Consider the following 18,580-nt stretch of genomic DNA (forward strand, 5'->3'; position numbering starts at 1 on the left):
GTTCTGGGGGGTTGGGGGTGTGTTTGAACATGGTGGAACTCCTGAAGTAGTGGAGCCGCCACAGTTCGCTGCGAAACGAATGTAGGGTGGCAGCTGTACGCAGGTTCGCAGACCGGGACTTCAGGCACCCGGCATACCCGAAGGTATCCCGCGCACAACCGCCATGACACAGGCACAAAAAAGCGCCCGCTTTCGGATGGTGGACGCTGTGCGTCTGAAGTTTAACCGGGCTGCGAAACCCGGTCGCTGATTTTTGCAGCGACAGACTCAGGCTAGAGATCGCGCGTCCGACGGGCAACCTGAAAACCTTGTGGGAAGGTTCTGGTTTTTTCACACACCCTTAAACACAACCAGACTCAATGCAGGAGCTGCCGAAGGCTGCGATCTTTGGATCTGGCTTTTGATTTTGAAAAGCCAAGGTCAAAAGATCGCAGCCTTCGGCAGCTCCTACAGAGATTGGGTGCGTTCAGTTGGAGATTGGTCGGCTGTCAGGCCGCCATCGCGAGCAGGCTCACTCCTACAGTTGGATTGGGTGCATTCAGCTGGAGACTGGTCGGCTGTCAGGCCGCCATCGCGAGCAGGCTCACTCCTACAGAAAAGCAAAAGCCGACCGCACGCTCTTCACCACTCAACAGGATGAGCGTTAGCTCGGCTGCAGCTCTTGATCTGAAAGGCCCCTTCGGCAGGCTGAGTGGAGGGGTTTATCCGGGGGTGGGAGCGCAGCGACCGTTTGGCGAAGCCAAACACATCGAGAGGAGGTGCAGCGAAGCAAACCGTAGGCGATGCCCCCGGATGAACCCCGTAACGAAGGAACCCGAGCCACGGCGAGGGCCGAACGCCGGGGCCCAGCGTTTTGGTTACTTTTTGGCGTTTGAAAAAGTGACCCGCTGTAAGAGCGGAACCGCCAGCGGCAGCACCCAAAACAACGGATATTCACAAAGAACAACCAGAGCATGGTCGGCCCGAAGGCCGCCACGCAAACCTCAAATCAAACGGAGTCTTTGCGAACCCGGAACCAAGCCGCATACAAAGCAGGCAAAAACAACAGCGTCAACGCCGTAGCCACAATCAACCCCCCCATAATCGCCACCGCCATCGGCCCAAAAAACACACTGCGCGACAAAGGAATCATCGCCAGCACCGCCGCCAAAGCCGTCAACACGATCGGCCGAAACCGCCGCACCGTCGCCTCGATAATCGCCTCCCAAGGCGTCAACCCCGAAGCAATATCCTGCTCGATCTGATCAACCAGAATCACCGAGTTGCGCATGATCATCCCCGACAGCGCAATCGTCCCCAGCATCGCCACAAACCCGAACGGCTGCCGGAACACCATCAGAAACAGCACCACCCCGATCAACCCCAGCGGCGCCGTCAGAAACACCATCGCCGTACGCGAAAAACTGCGCAATTGCACCATCAGCAAGGTCAGCACCACCACAATGAACATCGGCACCCCGGCATTCACCGACTTCTGCCCCCGCTCCGAATCCTCCACCGTACCGCCAACTTCCAGCAAGTAACCATCAGGCAATTCGGCGCGAACCGGATCAAGTGTGGGAGCGATCTGCTTGACCAGCGTCGCCGGCTGCTCCTTGCCATAAATGTCCGCACGCACCGTCACCGTCGGCAGACGATTGCGATGCCAGATGACGCCTTCCTCAAAGCCGTATTCCAGCGTGGCAATCTGCGACAACGCCACACTGCGACCGTTATCGGTCGGCACCGCGAGGCTCGGCAGCAACGACAACTCGGTGCGTTCATGCACCGTGCCGCGCAGCAGAATCTCGATCAATTCATTGTCTTCGCGGTACTGGCTGACACTCGAACCCGTCAGCGAACTCTGAAGGAATTTCGCCAGATTGGCCGTGCTCACGCCCAACGCCCGGGCACGGTCCTGATCGATGTTCAGGTACACCACCTTGCTCGGTTCTTCCCAGTCCAGGTGCACATTGACCACGTGTGGGTTCTCGCGAACCTTGGCCGCCACTTTGCGCGCCAGCGCGCGGACTTCGTCGATGTGTTCACCCGTGACACGGAACTGCACCGGATAGCCAACCGGCGGGCCGTTTTCCAGACGTGTCACCCGCGAGCGCAAGGCCGGAAACTGCTCGTTCAAGGTGCTGATCAACCACGTGCGCAGGGTCTCGCGCTCCTCGATGTTTTTCGCCAGCACCACAAACTGGGCGAAGCTCGCGGCCGGCAGTTGTTGGTCCAGCGGCAGGTAGAAACGCGGCGAACCGGTGCCGACATACGCCACATAGTTATCGATGCCGGCGTGATCCTTGAGCATCGCTTCCAGGCGTTTGACCTCGGCCGTAGTGTTGGCCAGCGACGCGCCTTCGGCCAATTTCAGATCGACCATCAACTCCAGTCGATTGGAGGCCGGGAAGAACTGCTGCGGCACGAAACGGAACAGCATCACCGACGCGATGAACAGCCCCACCGTCGCCACAATCACGGTCTTGCGGTGCGTAACGCACCACGCCACCAGGCGCCGAACCCGCTGATAGAACGGCGTGCCATACGGGTCCGCGTGGCCGTCAGCCGTACCGTGTTTGGCGGCGTGAATCTTCGCCAGGTCCGGCAGGAGTTTTTCCCCCAGATACGGCACGAACATCACCGCGGCCACCCACGAGGCGAGCAACGCGATGGTCACCACCTGGAAGATCGAGCGGGTGTATTCGCCAGTGCCGGACTGCGCCGTGGCGATCGGCAAAAAGCCTGCGGCGGTGATCAGCGTACCGGTGAGCATCGGGAACGCGGTGCTGGTCCAGGCGTAGCTCGCCGCCTTGATCCGGTCGAAGCCCTGCTCCATTTTGATCGCCATCATTTCCACGGCGATGATCGCGTCGTCCACCAGCAAGCCCAGCGCCAGCACCAGCGCGCCGAGGGAAATCTTGTGCAGGCCGATGCCGAGGTAATACATGCAGGCGAACGTCATCGCCAGCACCAGCGGAATGGTCAGCGCGACCACCATGCCGGTGCGCACACCAAGGGAGAAGAAGCTCACCAGCAACACGATCGCCAGCGCCTCGACCAGCACCTGGACAAACTCGCCAACCCCGGTTTTCACCGCTGCCGGTTGGTCGGACACTTTGCGCAGTTGCATGCCGGCCGGCAGGTTTTTCTGCAGACGCGAGAACTCGCCTTCCAGCGCCTTGCCCAGCACCAGAATATCGCCGCCGTCCTTCATCGCCACCGCGAGGCCAATGGCGTCTTCGCCCATGAAGCGCATGCGCGGCGCTGGCGGGTCGTTGAACCCGCGATGCACATCGGCGACATCGGAAATGCGGAACGTCCGGTCACCGACCCGGATCGGGAAGTTCTTGATCTCGTCCACGGTCCGGAAATTCCCCGAGACCCGCAGTTGCAAGCGCTCGCTACCGGTTTCGAAGAAGCCGGCGGTGGACACCGCGTTCTGTTCTTCCAGCGCCTGCTGCACGGCGGCCAGCGGCAAGCCGAGGGTGGCGAGTTTGACGTTGGACAGCTCGACCCAGATCTTCTCGTCCTGCAAACCGAGCAGATCGACCTTGCCGACATCCTTGACCCGTTGCAGCTGGATCTGGATACGGTCGGCGTAATCCTTGAGCACCGCGTAGTCGAAACCGTCGCCGCTCAGCGCATAGATGTTGCCGAACGTGGTGCCGAATTCGTCGTTGAAAAACGGCCCCTGAATCCCCGGCGGCAAGGTCTGGCGAATGTCGCTGACCTTCTTGCGCACCTGATACCAGAGGTCGGGGATGTCCACCGAATGCATGGAGTCGCGGGCAATGAAGGTGACCTGGGATTCACCCGGGCGGGAGAACGACACGATGCGTTCGTACTCGCCGGTTTCCATCAGTTTCTTTTCGATCCGTTCGGTGACCTGACGCGAGACTTCCTGCGCGGTCGCGCCCGGCCAGCGGGTCTGGATCACCATGGCCTTGAAGGTGAACGGCGGGTCTTCGCTCTGGCCCAGTTTGGTGTAGGACAAAGCGCCGACGATGGCCAGCAAAAGCATCAGGAACAGTACGATCTGGCGATTACGCAGCGCCCATTCGGAAAGGTTGAAGCGCATCGGGGGTTACTCCTTGTCCGCCAGATGAACGGCACGATTGGAGCGATCCACCGGACGCACCTGCTGACCTTCGAGCAGCACATGAACGCCGGCGGCGACCACCCAGTCGCTGGCGCTCAGGCCTTCGAGCACCGGGACGCTTTTCTCGCCGAACGGGCCGACGCGCACCGGGGTCTTTTTCAAGGTGTTGTTAGCGCTGACGACCCAGACGTAGGTCGCGCCGTTTTCCGCGGTCAGCGCCGAGAGCGGCACTGACAACGGCACGGCATCGGCCGACTGAACAAATACCCGGGCGCTCTGACCGAGTTCGGCCGGGACCTTGCCGCTGGTGAACGCGATGCGCGCAGCGAAGGTGCGGGACTTCGGATCGGCCGCCGGCGACAGCTCACGGATCTGCCCTGCAAAGCGCTGGTTCTGCTGGGTCCACAATTCAACAGTCACGGGCTGCCCGACCTTGAAGCGCCCGAAGCTCTGCTCCGGCAGGCTGATCGACACTTCGCGCTCGCCATCGGTGGCGAGGGTGAACACGGTTTGCCCGGCAGCGACCACTTGCCCGACTTCCACCGCACGCTTGGCCACCACGCCATCCTGCGGTGCGCGCAGCACGGCGTAGCTGGCCTGGTTGGTCGAGACGTTGAATTCGGCTTTGATCTGCTTGAGGCGGGCTTCGCCGGAGCGATAGAGGTTTTCCGCGTTGTCGTAGGCGGAACGGCTGACCATCTGCCGCTCCATCAAGGTCTTGTAGCGATCACGCTCGGCACGCACCAGGTTCAGATTGGCTTCGGCAGCGGCGACCTGTGCACGGGTGGCTTCCAATTGCAGGCGCACGTCCTGCGGATCGAGTTCGGCCAGTGGCTGATCGGCCTTCACCCGCTGACCTTCTTCGACCAGTCGTCGGCTGACTTTGCCGCCGATGCGGAACGCCAGATCCGGTTCGTAGCGGGCACGAACCTCCCCCGGATAACTTTCCATCGCCTGCGCCGAAGGCTCTGGCTGCACCACCATGGCCGGTCGAATGCTGACTTGCGCCGCCTCTTCCTGACCGCATGCGGACAATAAAAAGGCCAGGCTGACTGGCACGGCAAAGGACAACGCATGGCGGAACATGGTGACGGACCTTTCGCTAATGGTGCTTGGAATATTTATACTGGCCGGTATGGTATTAATAGCAAACTCACCAGTCCAGTATTAAAAGCGAAGAATGTCGAACAATCTTGCAGCTCCAAACGGCCCGGGCCGTCCGAAGGATCCGGCCAAGCGCCGGGCGATCCTCGATGCGGCGAAAACCCTGTTTCTGAGTCACGGCTACGCCAACACCAGCATGGACGCGGTCGCCGCCGAGGCCGGCGTGTCGAAGTTGACCGTTTACAGCCATTTCAACGACAAGGAAACGCTGTTCTCTTCGGCCGTGATGGCCAAATGCGAGGAGCAATTACCGCCGCTGTTCTTCGAATTGCCCGCCGGCATCGCCGTGGAAAATGTGTTGCTGAACATTGCGCGGGGCTTTCACCAGCTGATCAACAGCGATGAGTCGGTGAATCTGCACCGCTTGATGATGGCACTGGGGACGCAGGACCCGAAGCTGTCGCAGATCTTTTTCGAGGCCGGCCCCGAGCGCATGGTGCAAGGGATGGAGCGGCTGCTGAAGCGCATCGACGAGACCGGCGCGCTGAGCATCGACCAGCCACGCAACGCGGCCGAGCATTTCTTCTGCCTGATCAAGGGCGCGGGGAATTTTCGTTTGCTGTATTGCTGCGGTGAGCCGCTGAGCGAAGAAGCTGCAGAGAGTCATGTGCAGGAGGTGGTGGGGTTGTTTATGCGGGCGTATCGGCCCTAGAAGTTTTGCGTTGTCTGGACTGGCCCCATCGCGAGCAGGCTCACTCCTACATGGGATTTGTGGCGTACACGAATCCAATGTAGGAGTGAGCCTGCTCGCGAAGGGGGGCGACTCGGTTTCAGGGCTTGAGCGCTTTCTTCGGGTAGATGTCATACCGACTGGATTTGCCATCCAGCGCATGGCTCGGCTTCGGCCCTTCGATACACGGTGCCTTGCGCGGGCGCTTGACCACCACGCGGTGCGTCGCCAGTGCCAGTGCCGCCTCCAGCAGCGCCGGCGCATCCGGATCATCCCCGACCAGCGGGCGGAACAGGCGCATTTCCTTTTTCACCAGCGCCGTCTTCTCGCGATGCGGGAACATCGGGTCGAGGTAGATCACCTGTGGCGGCTCGCCCTCCCAGTTGCGCATGACCTCGATCGAGTTGCCCTTGAGCAACTTCATCCGCGCGACAATCGGCGCCACGTCGAAATCTGCCGCCGCCCGCGTCAGACCGTCCTCGAGCAACGCACCGATCAGCGGCTGCCGCTCGATCAGGCTCATCTCGCAGCCCAGACTGGCCAGCACGAACGCATCCTTGCCCAACCCCGCCGTAGCATCCAGCACCCGTGGACGCACGCCCTGGGCGATACCGACCGCCTTGGCGATCATCTGCCCGCTGCCGCCACCGTACAGACGCCGGTGCGCCGCACCACCCTCGACGAAATCGACCCGCACCGGCCCCGGTGCATCCGGGCCGAGCTGTTGCAGCTGCAAACCCTGCTCGCCCAGTTGCAGGGCGAACTCGCCGTCGGCCACTTGCATCGGCAGGCCCAGACGCTCGGCCCACTGCTCGGCTTGCGCTTCAAACGTCGGGCTCAAGGCCTGGACATGGATGCGGCAGGCCGCGGGTTGCTCAATCATGAAAACACGCTCAAAAAAGTTAAGGATCGGCAAAAAGTGGCCGATAAACCAATCAACGCACATTTTGCCAGAGCTGAGCGTCAACCGAAAAAAATGTCAGGCATTCTTCCCACATCGATTGGCTACATCTCGCCCCATGGCGACTTTAGCCGTCATAACACTCAAGCACTGAGCGGCGTCAGCCACCTGTGGCAGGATTTCTTTGCCCAGGCCCTGGCCGAACAGACGAGTGATGTGGTGCCGGCCTGTGGCACGTTTCCGCCGGTTGACCTGAACAGCCCGGAAGAACCGACCCTGGGCAGCGAGCTGCACGCGCACATCGTCGAGCAACGTCAGTGTGATGTGGTCGACACCGAAGTGCGTCCGCCGGAGCCGCTGTTCCTGCCGATTGCCGAGTTCGAAATGGAACTGCTGGACAAGCCATTCCCACCGTTCCCGCCAGAAGAACTGCAAGCTCAGCAGGCGCAGCAGGATTTCGACAGCAGTTGGGTCCGCCCGATCGTGGTCAACAACGGTCAGCCTGTGCCAGAGCCTGGCCCGGCGCCACAGAAAAAGCCGCTGTACCTGCCGATTGCCGAATTCGACCTCGACCTGCTGCAGAAGCCTTACCCGCCGTTCCCGCCGGAAGAAATCGTCGAGCAGCAGAAAGCGCTGGACTTCGATAACGGGTGGGCACGCCCGATCGTCCTGCAGAACCTGCGCCTCGCCGCCTGATCCCTCAGCGACACACGCTCCAGCGCCCAACATCGACATGAAAGTGATTGCGATGGGCGGCGTTGTAATCCGGGCTCAACACCACACTGAACGCCTTGCAGGCGCCGTCGCGCACCTGCCGCAGAAACTGTGCGTCCTGATTTTGTTTCGGCCAGTCCTTGAGCACGCTGATGCTGCGTCCGTCTGCCAGACGAAAACCGGCGATGTCCAGCGCATCGGCACTGGCGTGACGGCTGAGCGCCCCGCTCTCTCGGTTATAGACGTTGCGGCAGGCAAAGCTGCCAAGGTGCTCGAGCCGCGCCACCCGCTGACCATAAACAGACTGTGCGGCAGGTTGCAGGGTATGCCGTTCAAACATCGCGTAAGCCACCGCCAGCGGACAACTGGCGAGGAAGCTGCTGCTCAACGCCACCTCGCCGCCCTGCACGCGCACGGCGCCGATCAGCGGGCACTTGGCGTCAGGGCTGTCGGCTTGCGCTGTGACGCGCAGACCCGAGCTGCTCAGGACTTGTGCGCATAACTCGGGATTGCCGCGCAGGCGCATCAGTTTGAAACCGGTCAGCCAGTTCGGCGCGACCTTCACGTCCAGCGGCGCCCACGGGTTCCACTCGGTCGGCACGTCGAGCCAACCGCGCCAGACACTGACCACGGCCCCGGCGATGATCAGCAGTATCGACAGCGCGATCCAGCGACCCACGCTCAGCCTTTGAAAAACTGGTTGGCCTTGGCGTACGGCATCGATTGCGAGGTGAAGCCAAAGGTGCCGCTGTGCTGGATCTCTTCAGCCGCACGGAAAAACTCGCCGAACGCCGCCAGCGCCAAGGCCGAACCGGTACTGATGCGCCGCACGCCCATTTCTTCCAGCTGCTGCACCGTCAGTTGCAAACCGCCGGACATCAACACGTTGACCGGTTTCGGCGCCACTGCGCGCACCACCGCCAGCACTTCTTCGGCATTGCGCAGACCCGGCGCGTACAACACGTCGGCGCCGGCCTCGGCAAAGGCCTGCAGGCGGCGAATGGTGTCGTGGATATCGGCGTTGCCGTGCAGGTAGTTTTCGGCGCGGGCGGTCAGGGTGAAGGGAAAGGGCAGCGAGCGCACAGCAGCGACGGCGGCTTCGATGCGCGCCACGGCGTGTTCGAAGCAATAGATCGGCGCGTCGGCACGGCCCGTGGCGTCCTCGATCGAACCGCCTACCGCGCCCGCTTCGGCGGCGCGCAACAGGCTCTTCGCGCACTCGGCCGGGTCATCGGCAAAACCGTTTTCCAGATCCACCGCCACCGGCAGATCGGTCGCCGCAACAATCGCCCGGACATTGGCCAGAGTCTCATCGAGACTCAAGGCGCCGTCGGCCTTGCCTTGGGAAAACGCATAACCGGCGCTGGTGGTCGCCAACGCCGGATAGCCGATGCTTGCGAGCATCTTCGCGGAACCTGCATCCCATGGATTGGGCATGACGAAAATCCCCGATTGCTCATGCAGGGCTTTGAAGGCGTGGGCTTTACGGGTTTGCGCATCCATTGGCGAACTCCTGGCAGTAGTCATCCGCCTCAGAGCAGGCCAAGTTGCTCGGCGGCGGGTTCTCTGTATAGCTCAGGCAGGGATGGCAGGCCAGGCAAACGTTGCATCAATTGTGCGTGAAAACGTTGCGCCAGCTTCGCCGCCATGATGTTGTCGGCGGTGTGCAGGAAGATGTACGGCGTGCGGCCCTCTTCGATCCACTCGGCGATTTTCGACACCCACGGCACCAGGAACGGGTCGTTGGCCTCAAGCTCGGGATGGCCGATGAAACGCACCTGCGGGCATTGGGTGAACGCCGCCGGACGGGTCGGCACCCGGGGCTTTTTCGATTGCGCGTGGATCACCGAAGACTCGGTCGACAGGCAACTGAACAACGCCCGTGGATCGAGGCAGATGCGCTCCACCCCGCGCTCCAGCAGCAGGCGATTGAGCAGGCGCTCGCTCTCGCCCTTGGCGAAGAACTGCTCGTGGCGCACTTCCACCGCCAGTGGCCGGTCCAGCGCGTCGATGAACGCAGTCAGCTCGGGCAACCGATGCGGGGTAAAGCTTTTCGACAGTTGCAGCCATAGCGGCGAGACACGTTCGCCGAGCGGGCTGAGCAGGTTGACGAAGGTTTCGGCGGCGGTCAGTTGATCGCGCAGGTCACCACTGTGGCTGATGTCGCCGGGGAATTTGGCGGTGAAGCGAAAGTGTTCGGGCATGGTCTCGGCCCAACGCTGCACGGTGGCCGGCGAGGGGCTGGCGTAGAAGGTCGTGTTGCCTTCCACGGCGTTGAACACTTGCGAATAGAGACTGAGAAAATCGGAGGTCTTGGCGTCCTCGGGGTACAGATACTCGCGCCAGGCGTTTTCGCTCCAGGACGGGCAACCGAGGTAGTAAGGCAGCGCCATCAGATGTACAGATCGAGGCCCAGCACATCCGCATCCCAATCGACAAAACCGGCGGTGCTCAGGTAGCTGGCCAGGGCCATCGCTACGCTTTTGCTCATGGCACGGTGATAAATCATGTCTTGCTGACGGGCGGGCAGATTAGCGAGGCGTTGTGCGGAGGCTTTGGCAGCACGGGCGGCCAGTTGCTCTTCGGTCGGGAATTCCAGCTCGCCGTCGATATCGTCGACGGACTCATCCAGCGCCACGTTGCCTTTGCGAGGCTTGCGCTTGATGGGGTAAGACTGAGAGGAAAGGCCGTCTATACGCATAAGTTCATGCTCGGTATCGATGATGGCAATTTAGCGGCACCTGACCGACTTAGCAAACTGCCGAGTGATAACTAGAACACATAAAGCGAAAAAGGTTTAAAGCGAGGGGTTGGAAACTGACGATTGGCAGCCGTGAGAAGATTCGCAGAAGGCTTTTGTGGTGAGGAAGCTTGCTCCCGCTGGGCTGCGAAGCGGCCCCAACAATGTCACCGTCTGTGGCAGAAAGGTCTACGACTGCTGCGCAGCCGAGCGGGAGCAAGCTCCCTCGCCACAGGGGAACTGAAAACATCCAGATAAATCAGCGAGCCTTGGGAGTGGCGACCTTATCGCGCAGATAAACCGGTTGCGCATCATCGGCCGGGATCGACTCGCCGCGTTCCCAGGCAAACCGCGCCAGGGTCAGCAGGTCTTCCGCGTGAGGCAGCATGCCGGCGTCCTGACCGGACAGACTGACCGCGATCCGCTCGCCGTAGCCCCAACCGGTACCGGCACCGAACCATTCGCCGCTGGCATCGGCCGGCAGCGCCGCCACTTCCGGTGGCAGTACCGCTTCGGCACCGACCAGACGCATCTCGCCGGCCGTCTCGCGGTAGCAGCCCCAATACACTTCATCCATCCGCGCATCGATGGCCGCCGCGACCTGGCTCACGCCGTGTTCGCGATACGCACGCTGCGCCAGCACCGCCAGGTTCGACACCGGCAACACCGGACGATCCAGGGCAAACGCCAGGCCCTGCACCACACCGATGGCGATCCGCACCCCGGTGAACGCGCCCGGACCACGCCCAAACGCGATGGCGTCCACCGCTTGCAGCGTAGTGCCGGCGTCGGCCAGCAATTGCTGGATCATCGGCAGCAGCTTCTGCGCGTGCAGACGCGGGATCACCTCGTAATGGCTCGTGACCTTGCCGTCATGCAGCAAGGCAACGGAGCAAGCTTCGGTCGCGGTGTCCAGGGCCAGCAAGGTGCTCATCGATGTATCCAAAACAGGTGGGAGAAAAAGTGCGTCAGTATAAACAACTACGGCCCGCAAGCGGGCCGTGGATGATGCAGCCAATCAGCTTTTTCAGCTCAGCGCTTCGAGCACCTTGGCGGTGATCGCTTCGACCGAACCAACGCCCGGGATGTGGCTGTACTTCGGCTTGCCATCGTTTTTCACCGATAGCTTCTGATAGAACTCAACCAATGGCTTGGTCTGCGAATGGTAAACCGACAGGCGATGACGCACGGTTTCTTCGGTGTCGTCCTTGCGCTGCACCAGATCGTCGCCGGTGACGTCGTCTTTGCCAGCCACTTTCGGCGGGTTGTAGACGATGTGGTAAACGCGGCCGCTGGCCTCGTGAACGCGACGACCGGCAATGCGCTGAACGATTTCCTCGTCTTCAACAGCGATTTCAACCACAGCGTCCAGCTCGACACCGGCATTCACCAATGCTTCGGCCTGTGGAATGGTGCGCGGGAAACCGTCGAACAGAAAGCCTTTGGCGCAGTCTGGTTGAGCGATGCGATCCTGCACCAGCGCGATGATCAGGTCATCCGACACCAGGCCGCCGGCATCCATGATGCTCTTGGCTTGAACGCCCAGTGGAGTGCCAGCCTTGACCGCAGCACGCAGCATGTCGCCGGTGGAGATTTGCGGAATGCCGAATTTCTCGGTGATGAACTTAGCCTGAGTACCTTTACCGGCCCCGGGAGCTCCCAGCAGAATGACGCGCATCGATGTGCTCCTCAATTTTTTATATAGAAAACAACGGGATTCGCCTCTTTGGGCCAATCTCAAAAAAACGGGTCGTGGCCGCACAAACGGCCAAAGGCTGATCAAGATACACAGCAGGCTGCGCCCACACAAGACGCCAAAAGTCGGAGAAACCGGCGCCCGCCGCGACCTTGCGACGCGGTAACCCAAGTCGCAACCCCATCATTAACTGTCGCCTGCCCGCACGTTCTGCCTGTGTACAAAGCGGCACCCGGCCTGTGCACCGGGTGCCTGACGCCACCGCAAGAACCTTAGCCGGTATTGCGCAAACCGGCGGCAATCCCCGCCACAGACACCAGCAGCGCCTGCTCCACCGGGCTGCCCTGCTCGACATCCTGCTGCCGTGAACGGGCCAGCAGTTCGGCCTGCAATAGATGAAGCGGGTCGAGGTAGGTGTTGCGCAGACGGATGAATTCCAGGGTGTCGGGGCTATGTGCCAGCAGCTGCGACTGGCCGGTCAAGCCGAGCACCACCGCGCACGCCTGCGACAATAGGTCGCGTAACTGCGCGCCCAACGGCAGCAGGTCCGGCTCGACCAGACGCTGATCGTAAGACAGCGCAATGTCGGCGTCGGCCTTGGCCAGGACCATTTCCAACATGTCGATGCGCGTGCGGAAGAACGGCCATTGTTCGCGCATCTGCCCGAGCAGTTCGCCTTCACCCCGCTCCAGCGCCTTGCTCAATGCAGTTTCCCACCCGAGCCAGGCCGGCAACATCAGGCGGGTCTGGGTCCAGCCGAAGATCCACGGAATCGCCCGCAGGCTTTCGATGCCGCCGGCGCGGCGTTTGGCCGGGCGGCTGCCCAACGGCAAGCGCCCCAATTCCTGCTCCGGCGTGGACTGGCGGAAGTACTCGACGAACTGTGGATTCTCCCGCACCACCGCGCGATACGCGGCGACGCCGTCGGCGGCCAGTTCATCCATCAGGTGCCGCCACTCGGGCGTCGGTGGTGGCGGCGGCAACAGCGTCGCTTCGAGCACGGCGGCCAGATACAGGTTGAGGTTCTGCTCGGCGATGTCCGGCAGGCCGAATTTGAATCGAATCATTTCCCCCTGCTCGGTGGTGCGGAAGCGCCCCGCCACCGACCCCGGTGGCTGCGACAGGATCGCCGCGTGCGCCGGGCCGCCGCCACGGCCCACGGTGCCACCGCGACCGTGGAACAGCAGCAGTTCGACTTGCTGTTCACGACAGATGTCCACCAAGCGTTCCTGCGCCCGGTATTGTGCCCATGCCGCCGCCGTGGTGCCGGCGTCCTTGGCCGAGTCGGAATACCCGATCATCACTTCCTGCGGCCCCTGCAACCTGGCGCGATACCCCGGCAGCAGCAACAGACGCTCCATCACCGGTCCGGCATTGTCGAGGTCGGCGAGGGTTTCAAACAGCGGCACCACGCGCATCGGCCGCAGCACCCCGGACTCTTTGAGCAGCAGTTGCACGGCCAGCACGTCGGAGGCGGCGCCCGCCATCGAGATCACGTAAGAACCCAGCGAAGCGCTCGGTGCGGCAGCGATTTCCTTGCAGGTGGCGAGCACTTCGGCGGTGTCGGCGGACGGCTTGAAATGCGCCGGCAGCAGTGGCCGGCGATTGCTCAATTCGCGGGTCAGGAAGCTGATGCGTTGTTCTTCGTCCCAGTCTTCGTAGCGACCGAGGCCGAGGTAATCGGTGATTTCGGTCATCGCCGAACTGTGCCGCGTCGAGTCCTGGCGCACATCGAGGCGCACCAGGAACAGGCCGAAGGTCACTGCCCGCCGCAGGCAATCGAGCAACGGCCCGTCGGCGATCACGCCCATGCCGCACTCGTGCAGCGAGTTGAAGCACAGCTCCAGCGGATCGAGCAGGTCGCGGTTGTTGTGCAGCACGTCGGCCGGTGCCGGTGTGCTGGCGCTGAGCGACGCCTGCGCCCAGTTGCGCGTGGCACGCAGGCGTTCGCGCAATTGTTTGAGCACCGCACGATAAGGTTCGGCACTGTCACCGGCCTTGGCCTTGAGCGCGTCGCTGGCCTGCTGCATCGACAGCTCGGCAGCAAGATGATCGACATCACGCAGGTACAGATCGGCAGCCATCCAGCGCGCCAGCAACAGCACTTCGCGGGTCACCGCAGCGGTGACGTTGGGATTGCCGTCACGGTCGCCGCCCATCCACGAGGCAAAGCGAATCGGCGCCGCCTCCAGCGGCAAACGCAGGCCGGTGGCGGCGAACAACGCCTGATCGGCCTTGCGCATGTGGTTGGGAATCGCCTGCCACAGCGAGTGCTCAATTACCGCAAAACCCCACTTGGCTTCATCGACCGGGGTCGGCCGGGTGCGGCGGATTTCTTCGGTGTGCCAGGCTTCGGCGATCAGCCGTTGCAGGGTGTTGTGGATCTGTTCGCGCTCGGCGCTGGTCAGGTCGCGATGATCCTGCGCGGCGAGTTGCGCAGCGATCGCATCGTACTTCTGGATCAGCGTGCGCCGCGCCACTTCGGTCGGGTGCGCGGTCAGCACCAGTTCGATTTCCAGGCGCGCCAGTTGCCGGGCCAGGGATTCGGCGCTGTGGCCTTCGTTGCGCAGGCGGGCGAGCAGTTCCGGGAGCACGCGGGACTCGAACGGCGCCGGCTGCGACGCTTCGCGGCGGTGTATCAGCTGATACTGCTCGGCGATGTTCGCCAGATTGAGGAACTGATTGAACGCCCGCGCCACCGGGAGCAATTCGTCTTCGCTCAACTGGTTGAGGCTGGCGCTCAGTTCGGCGTCCATCGAGCCGCGCCGGTCAGCCTTGGCGCCCTTGCGAATCTGCTCGATCTTGTCGAGAAATTCCTCGCCGTACTGGTCGCGGATGGTATTGCCCAACAGCTCACCCAAAAGGTGAACGTCCTCGCGCAAGCGTGCATCAATATCAGTCATCAGCAGTTCTCCAGCGGTAATCGGGACGGCTCAGAAACGAATGCTTTGCCCAGAGAGTGCCGCTCTACGGCGCTTCTTACAAGCAGACGACGAAGGGACTTTAAACCTTGTGGCTTGAAGCTAGTCTCAACAGTAAGCCGCACAACGGCTTGCCGCCGGCCCCGCCGGACACTCACCCAGGCCTGCCACGAGCAGGCACGAATGAGGTCATCATGAAAATCCGTGAACTCGCCCAGCATTGGGAAGAAAACGCCAAGGGTCGCCTGACCGACACCGGCTACACGATTCATCTGGACGTCGAGGCCGCCGCGCGGCTGGCGGCGATTGCCGAGATGTATCCCAAACGCCACCCCGAAGAACTGCTCGGCGAACTGATCGGCGCCGCGCTTGAAGAGTTCGAGGCGAGCCTGCCGTACGTGAAAGGCTCGACCGTGGTCGCCACCGATGAAGAAGGCGATCCGCTATACGAAGACGTCGGCCCGACCCCGCGTTTTCTGGCGCTGTCGAGGCGGCATCTGCAGGATCTGTCGACGGCTACCGGTAAACAGAAACACTGACACAACACAGATCAACTGTAGGAGTGAGCCTGCTCGCGATAGCGGTGTGTCAGTGGCTATTGATGCTGACTGACACACCGCTATCGCGAGCAGGCTCACTCCTACAGGGCTCGTGTTTCCTGTTGAAAAGTTGTCTGATTTTCCCCGCGCGTACCTCTGCGAACCGCCAAAGTTCCCGGTTTAGAGCCTTGTCCGTTTAGTCAAAAAAATTTGCGGCGATGGGCCATCTTTTCTGAACTTTTGAAAAACGCCTCCGGTCGGAAGCTGTAACCACGCCTGGAACGAGCGTTTCAAAAACGCGCTTTTACACGACGCTTGCGGCTCCTCGACCAGGATGGATTTTCGGTTTTATCAGGAGTTAAACAATGGAGTTGAAGACCATGAAGACCCAAACCTCGTTCTCTCACCTGCGCGGTCTGAAACTGGCTGCTCTGGCTATCGGCACCAGCTTCGTGCTGGCCGGTTGCGCGGGTAACCCACCGACCGAGCAGTACGCCGTGACCCAATCGGCAGTCAACAGCGCCGTGAGTGCCGGCGGTACCGAGTTCGCTGCAGTGGAAATGAAGCAGGCTCAGGACAAGCTCAAGCAAGCCGAAATCGCCATGCACGACAAGAAGTATGAGCAAGCACGCACCCTCGCCGAGCAGGCTGAATGGGATGCTCGCGTAGCAGAACGCAAGGCTCAGGCCGCCAAGGCCGAACAGGCTGTCAAGGATTCCCAGAAAGGTGTTCAGGAACTGCGTCAGGAAAGTCAGCGCACCGTGCAGTAAGCGCGCATCCCGAATCGCAAAGCTGAAACTTTTATCGATAGAAAGGACGACAAATTATGCGTAAGCAACTGATGATCCCCGCTCTCCTGGCTGCAAGCGTTGCCCTGGCTGCCTGCTCCACTCCGCCTAACCCGAACCTGGAACAGGCGCGCACCAACTACGCCGGCCTGCAGGCCAACCCACAGGCCAGCAAAGTCGCTGCCCTGGAAACCAAAGATGCCAGCGATTACCTGGACAAAGCCGACAAGGCTTACTTGGACAAGCAAGACGCGGCCAAGGTTGACCAACTGGCTTACCTGACCAACCAGCGCGTGGAAGTGGCCAAGCAGACCATCGCCCTGCGCACCGCTGAAAACAACCTGAAGAACGCTGCCGCCCAACGTGCCCAGGCGCGTCTGGACGCTCGCGACCAGCAGATCAAACAGCTGCAGCAGAGCCTGAACGCCAAGCAGACCGATCGCGGTACGCTGGTGACTTTCGGTGACGTGCTGTTCGCCACCAACAAGGCTGACCTGAAATCCAGCGGCTTGGTAAACATCAACAAACTGGCGCAATTCCTCCAGGAAAACCCTGATCGCAAAGTGATCGTCGAGGGTTACACCGACAGCACCGGCGCGGCTTCGTACAACCAGTCGCTGTCCGAGCGTCGTGCAACTTCGGTACAAGTCGCACTGATCAAGATGGGCGTAGATCCTTCGCGCATCGTGGTTCAGGGTTATGGCAAGGAATACCCGGTTGCTGATAACGGCAGCGTGTCCGGCCGTGCAATGAACCGTCGTGTGGAAGTAACCATTTCCAACGACAACCAGCCAGTGGTGCCACGTTCGGCAGTCAGCTCGAACTAAGCAGCGCGGTAACGTAAAAGCCCCGCCTGACTCAGTCAGGCGGGGCTTTTTCATGCACGAACACAAAACCCTGTAGGAGTGAGCCTGCTCGCGATAGCTGTCTGACATTCAATATCTATGTTGTCTGATACACCGCTATCGCGAGCAGGCTCACTCCTACAATGGATCGGGTTATTGCTCGAGTTTTTGTGGGGTTTCCTGCCCCATGCAGCGCACGGCTTTTTTCTGCGCATTGATCAGCACACCGGTCAAACCCTTCTGCTCGGTATCGAACAACACCAGCACGCCATCGATGCACTGCGCCACTTGCGGCGCCGGGTCCAGCGAGACCTTGTAGTCTTCGCCCGGCACGGTCTTGAGCATGGTGAATTCGTTGAGCAGCAGCGCATCCTCGGGTTTGGCGAAGTGCAGGTAACCGTAGTACCACAGCGCCCCGACGGTGCCGAGGATGCTGCAGATACCGGTGATGATCAGCGGGATGGCGTTGCGTTCTTCACTCATTGCGGACTCTCATCTTCAGAATTCGGAGATTGCGGATAATTCGGGATCTCGCCGAGGCGGCGCAGGCCGTTGAAATGTTCGGGGTCGTCCAGATAACGCAGCATCACCTGGCGCCAGACCGGGTCACCGAAGGTCTGCACGTGGCCGCCACGGGTCAATTGCAGCACCCGGGGTGGTGGCGCCGCTTGGTACAGGCGGATGCCATTGGCAAGCGGTACCAGCGGGTCGTCGATGCTGTGAAAGATCAGTTTCGGCACGCCCTTGAGCTGCGGCATCGAGTTGATGGCGCTGTCGCCGTCCGGCACCAGCCATGACAGCGGCACCTGAAACGGCCAGGTCAGCCATGAAGTGCTGAGGGCGTACTGGCCGACGCTGCGATAGCTGGCGGGCACACCGTCGAGCACGAAGGCTTTGAGTTGTTTCTGCCGCTGCGGATGCTGCGCCAGCCAATGCACCGCCATCGAGCCGCCGAGGCTCTGGCCGAGCAGGATCAGCGGCTTGCCTTTGACTTCCGGCGCCTGATCCAGCCAGGCGAACGCGGCGTCGATGTCCTGATAGATCGCCGGCAGACTCGGCTCGCCTTCGGACAGGCCATAACCGCGATAGTCCACCAGCAGCACTTGATAGCCGTTTTTCGGCAACCACCAACTGCCGCCGAGGTGCATCGGCAGATTGCCGCCGTTGCCGTGCAGGTGCAGCACCGTGCCTTTGACCTCGACACCAGGTTTGGCCGGCAGCCACCAGGCATTCAGCTTGAGCCCGTCGGCCGTGGTCAGGGTCACGGTGCGGTATTGGAGTTTGGCTTTTTCCGGGGTGAAGATCTGGCCCGGTTCGGGGTAGAACAACAACGAGCTGCAACCGCCGAGGGTCAGGAGCAGGCAAAAAATGCCGAGGATTCTCATCCGGTGAAACCTCGCAAAAGATTCGGGTTGGAATACAGTCAAAAACTGTAGGAGTGAGCCTGCTCGCGATAGCGGTGAATCAGACAACATCAATGTTGAATGCTCAAGTGCTATCGCGAGCAGGCTCACTCCTACA

General features: G+C 61.4%; 17 protein-coding genes. 5 read left to right on the forward strand and 12 right to left on the reverse strand.

Going from position 1 to position 18,580, the window contains the following annotated elements; all coding sequences use genetic code 11:
• Nucleotides 1-988: 988 nt before the first annotated feature.
• Together J5M57_RS27075 and J5M57_RS27080 are read right to left on the reverse strand one after the other, a co-directional pair.
• Nucleotides 989-4,060, reverse strand: a complete 3,072-nt coding sequence (locus J5M57_RS27075) for an efflux RND transporter permease subunit (RefSeq protein WP_207847342.1) — start codon at nucleotides 4,058-4,060, stop codon at nucleotides 989-991.
• A gap of 6 nt (nucleotides 4,061-4,066) precedes the next feature.
• Nucleotides 4,067-5,167 (reverse strand): efflux RND transporter periplasmic adaptor subunit, encoded by a 1,101-nt coding sequence (locus J5M57_RS27080; RefSeq protein WP_064586163.1) that lies wholly within the window; start codon nucleotides 5,165-5,167, stop codon nucleotides 4,067-4,069.
• A gap of 94 nt (nucleotides 5,168-5,261) precedes the next feature.
• On the opposite strand from J5M57_RS27080, the gene J5M57_RS27085 reads away from it, so the two are divergent.
• Nucleotides 5,262-5,897, forward strand: coding sequence for a TetR/AcrR family transcriptional regulator (locus tag J5M57_RS27085; protein WP_169841230.1), 636 nt, complete (start codon nucleotides 5,262-5,264; stop codon nucleotides 5,895-5,897).
• 118 nt (nucleotides 5,898-6,015) lie between these two features.
• Here J5M57_RS27085 and J5M57_RS27090 read toward each other — a convergent pair whose 3' ends face one another.
• Nucleotides 6,016-6,795, reverse strand: a complete 780-nt coding sequence (locus tag J5M57_RS27090) for a class I SAM-dependent methyltransferase (RefSeq protein ID WP_207847822.1) — start codon at nucleotides 6,793-6,795, stop codon at nucleotides 6,016-6,018.
• 96 nt (nucleotides 6,796-6,891) lie between these two features.
• On the opposite strand from J5M57_RS27090, the gene J5M57_RS27095 reads away from it, so the two are divergent.
• A complete protein-coding gene (locus J5M57_RS27095) occupies nucleotides 6,892-7,512 on the forward strand; it encodes an energy transducer TonB (protein WP_169841231.1) in 621 nt (206 codons plus the stop codon).
• A gap of 4 nt (nucleotides 7,513-7,516) precedes the next feature.
• On the opposite strand, the gene J5M57_RS27100 is transcribed toward J5M57_RS27095, so the two are convergent.
• From J5M57_RS27100 to ppc, 7 genes are all read right to left on the reverse strand, one after another.
• The gene (locus J5M57_RS27100; protein WP_207847344.1) at nucleotides 7,517-8,209 is read right to left on the reverse strand and encodes an extensin family protein; all 693 of its coding nucleotides are present in this window, start codon (nucleotides 8,207-8,209) and stop codon (nucleotides 7,517-7,519) included.
• A 2-nt stretch (nucleotides 8,210-8,211) separates the two neighbouring features.
• Nucleotides 8,212-9,033, reverse strand: a complete 822-nt coding sequence (locus J5M57_RS27105) for an isocitrate lyase/phosphoenolpyruvate mutase family protein (RefSeq protein ID WP_169841233.1) — start codon at nucleotides 9,031-9,033, stop codon at nucleotides 8,212-8,214.
• Between the two features lie 29 nt (nucleotides 9,034-9,062).
• Complete coding sequence (locus J5M57_RS27110; RefSeq protein ID WP_083366894.1) at nucleotides 9,063-9,923, reverse strand: DUF72 domain-containing protein; 861 nt, start codon at nucleotides 9,921-9,923, stop codon at nucleotides 9,063-9,065.
• On the reverse strand, nucleotides 9,923-10,231 hold the full coding sequence (locus J5M57_RS27115; protein WP_003222071.1) for a hypothetical protein: 309 nt from the start codon (nucleotides 10,229-10,231) through the stop codon (nucleotides 9,923-9,925). Before J5M57_RS27115 ends, J5M57_RS27110 begins: the two co-directional genes overlap by 1 nt.
• Before the next feature lie 298 nt (nucleotides 10,232-10,529).
• Nucleotides 10,530-11,204, reverse strand: coding sequence for a tRNA (adenosine(37)-N6)-threonylcarbamoyltransferase complex dimerization subunit type 1 TsaB (tsaB, locus tag J5M57_RS27120; protein ID WP_064586156.1), 675 nt, complete (start codon nucleotides 11,202-11,204; stop codon nucleotides 10,530-10,532).
• Nucleotides 11,205-11,297: 93 nt separating this feature from the next.
• Nucleotides 11,298-11,948 (reverse strand): adenylate kinase, encoded by a 651-nt coding sequence (adk, locus tag J5M57_RS27125; protein WP_169841236.1) that lies wholly within the window; start codon nucleotides 11,946-11,948, stop codon nucleotides 11,298-11,300.
• 290 nt (nucleotides 11,949-12,238) lie between these two features.
• Nucleotides 12,239-14,869 carry a phosphoenolpyruvate carboxylase gene (gene ppc, locus J5M57_RS27130; protein WP_169841237.1) on the reverse strand — a complete coding sequence of 877 codons (2,631 nt, stop codon included), beginning with the start codon at nucleotides 14,867-14,869 and terminating at the stop codon, nucleotides 12,239-12,241.
• Nucleotides 14,870-15,081: 212 nt separating this feature from the next.
• Here ppc and J5M57_RS27135 point away from each other — a divergent pair, with 212 nt between their 5' ends.
• The 3 genes from J5M57_RS27135 to J5M57_RS27145 all read left to right on the forward strand — a co-directional run bounded on the left by J5M57_RS27135 (nucleotide 15,082) and on the right by J5M57_RS27145 (nucleotide 17,041).
• Nucleotides 15,082-15,426 (forward strand): hypothetical protein, encoded by a 345-nt coding sequence (locus J5M57_RS27135; RefSeq protein ID WP_064586154.1) that lies wholly within the window; start codon nucleotides 15,082-15,084, stop codon nucleotides 15,424-15,426.
• Between the two features lie 365 nt (nucleotides 15,427-15,791).
• On the forward strand, nucleotides 15,792-16,196 hold the full coding sequence (locus tag J5M57_RS27140; RefSeq protein ID WP_007964219.1) for a DUF4398 domain-containing protein: 405 nt from the start codon (nucleotides 15,792-15,794) through the stop codon (nucleotides 16,194-16,196).
• A 56-nt stretch (nucleotides 16,197-16,252) separates the two neighbouring features.
• The gene (locus J5M57_RS27145) at nucleotides 16,253-17,041 is read left to right on the forward strand and encodes an OmpA family protein (RefSeq protein WP_041063276.1); all 789 of its coding nucleotides are present in this window, start codon (nucleotides 16,253-16,255) and stop codon (nucleotides 17,039-17,041) included.
• Nucleotides 17,042-17,212: 171 nt separating this feature from the next.
• Here the strand turns inward: J5M57_RS27145 and J5M57_RS27150 are convergent, their stop codons facing one another.
• Both J5M57_RS27150 and J5M57_RS27155 read right to left on the reverse strand, forming a co-directional pair.
• The gene (locus J5M57_RS27150; protein ID WP_169841238.1) at nucleotides 17,213-17,542 is read right to left on the reverse strand and encodes a hypothetical protein; all 330 of its coding nucleotides are present in this window, start codon (nucleotides 17,540-17,542) and stop codon (nucleotides 17,213-17,215) included.
• Nucleotides 17,539-18,444, reverse strand: coding sequence for an alpha/beta hydrolase (locus J5M57_RS27155; protein ID WP_207847346.1), 906 nt, complete (start codon nucleotides 18,442-18,444; stop codon nucleotides 17,539-17,541). Before J5M57_RS27155 ends, J5M57_RS27150 begins: the two co-directional genes overlap by 4 nt.
• Nucleotides 18,445-18,580 lie beyond the last annotated feature (136 nt).

It is taken from the genome of Pseudomonas sp. 86_A (assembly GCF_017491705.1).
GTDB lineage: Bacteria > Pseudomonadota > Gammaproteobacteria > Pseudomonadales > Pseudomonadaceae > Aquipseudomonas > Aquipseudomonas koreensis.